This is a genomic window from Bowmanella dokdonensis (assembly GCF_017254865.1).
In the GTDB taxonomy this organism is placed as follows: Bacteria; Pseudomonadota; Gammaproteobacteria; order Enterobacterales; family Alteromonadaceae; genus Bowmanella; species Bowmanella dokdonensis.
In genome coordinates this window covers 1-1,403 of sequence record NZ_JAFKCV010000035.1, presented here as the reverse complement: position 1 = coordinate 1,403, position 1,403 = coordinate 1, and the positions used below count along the sequence as shown (strand labels likewise).

The window sequence follows — 1,403 nt, the reverse complement described above, 5'->3', positions numbered from 1 at the left end:
GTCATACACTGGACCTTAAGCTCCAAAGGCCTCAAGAATCCCCTCTAAACTATTGCTTTTCTTAGCTTTTGATTGCTGGTCTCTGCAACAGGTTCGGGCCAGCAATTCTACAGCCCAATGCAGATCTATCGCTAATTGTTGCGTAAATCCTGTGGTCAGTGATTTCATCATTGGCTCCAGCCAGCCTTGGGTAAATTTAGCCATTTTCAAGGTCGATAGCCGCTTGCCTGCCAGATGGGCTGCCGCCCGTCCAACCAAGCGTTTGACCAACAGGCTGAGCAGGCTTGCCCATATCAACCCTTCAGCCAGATAGCGCTGGCGGGTATTGAACTTGTGCAGGTTGTTGTGGCTCTTCCATTCTTTAAACAACAACTCAATCTGCCAGCGTAAGCGATAGAGTTTCATCACCTGTTCAGCGCTGAATTGCTCGGTCGAGAGGTTAGTCATCCAACTCAGGTACCGTTTACTTTCCTGATGCCAGAAGCGGATAACCCGTACGCGATGGCCGGCCCAATCTACCTCCAGATCCAGTACTTCACTACGGCTATCTCGGCGCCGGATGTCCTGAAGCCGTTTGCCCACCAACTTATCCAGTTTGCGGCCCTTACTATTGTTGGCCTGTCTGATAAGCGGGTTCCAGTTCTTGCCATGACGCATCAGGTAGAAGCCACCATGTTGGTTCACCTGGCTCAGATAATCCTGTTGCGGATAGCCTGCATCACATAGCAGTAATCTGTTTCGTAACCCCATTGGCTCAGGCAAGTAACGGCGCTCCGCAGAGGTATCGGCACTGACCGAGAGGGCCAAGGGTTGATCGTCCAACAGCGACATCGTCATATGGCATTCGACGGCTGCTGGACTTAGCTTCTTGAAGCGTCCGGGAAACACCTCAGCCAACTGCTTATGCAGGGCGAAGGAGCTACCATCATGCAACAGCACTTGCTCGAATTGGGACAGACCAGGGATATCCTGACTCCACTGCTGGCTAAACAGCACCATGGCCCGCTTTGCCAATGCTTGCATAAATGTCGCAAAGGACTGCTTACGTAACTGATTATGGAAAGGCTTGTAGGCCACCATCGCCTCTGGCGACATCCCCAGGCCATTGAAGGTCCGATGCAAGTCGGCTATTGCTGTCACCTTACCATCGCCCAATCCCGCCACCATGGCCGCTGACAGGGGTAAAGGCTGAATGCGTCTTAGGCGTTTACACAGTCCGACACGCTTCGCCTGTTCATTCATCCAAGACGCATTAAATAGCTGGCTTACCTTCTGACAGGCTGACATAATTTCCATGGCTCTTCGGCTCGTTATCGGTTTGTTTTTGGCGAAATAATCAGATCACACCAAGAGCCTTTTTTCTATCTATTTCAATGCCTTCCGCTAAAGATCCTGTCTATGAG

The 1,403-nt window shown here is 51.2% G+C and carries 1 protein-coding gene; it reads right to left on the bottom strand.

Translation table 11 applies throughout. The features are described 5' to 3' along the window. Positions 1 to 15: 15 nt before the first annotated feature. Positions 16 to 1,296, bottom strand: coding sequence for an IS4 family transposase (locus tag J0A66_RS21390; RefSeq protein ID WP_206575891.1), 1,281 nt, complete (start codon positions 1,294 to 1,296; stop codon positions 16 to 18). Positions 1,297 to 1,403: the final 107 nt, after the last annotated feature.

Coding starts and splice junctions, on each gene's coding strand:
- J0A66_RS21390 (WP_206575891.1), bottom strand. CDS start 1,296: ATGGAAATTATGTCAGCCTGTCAGAAGGTAAGCCAGCTATTTAATGCG.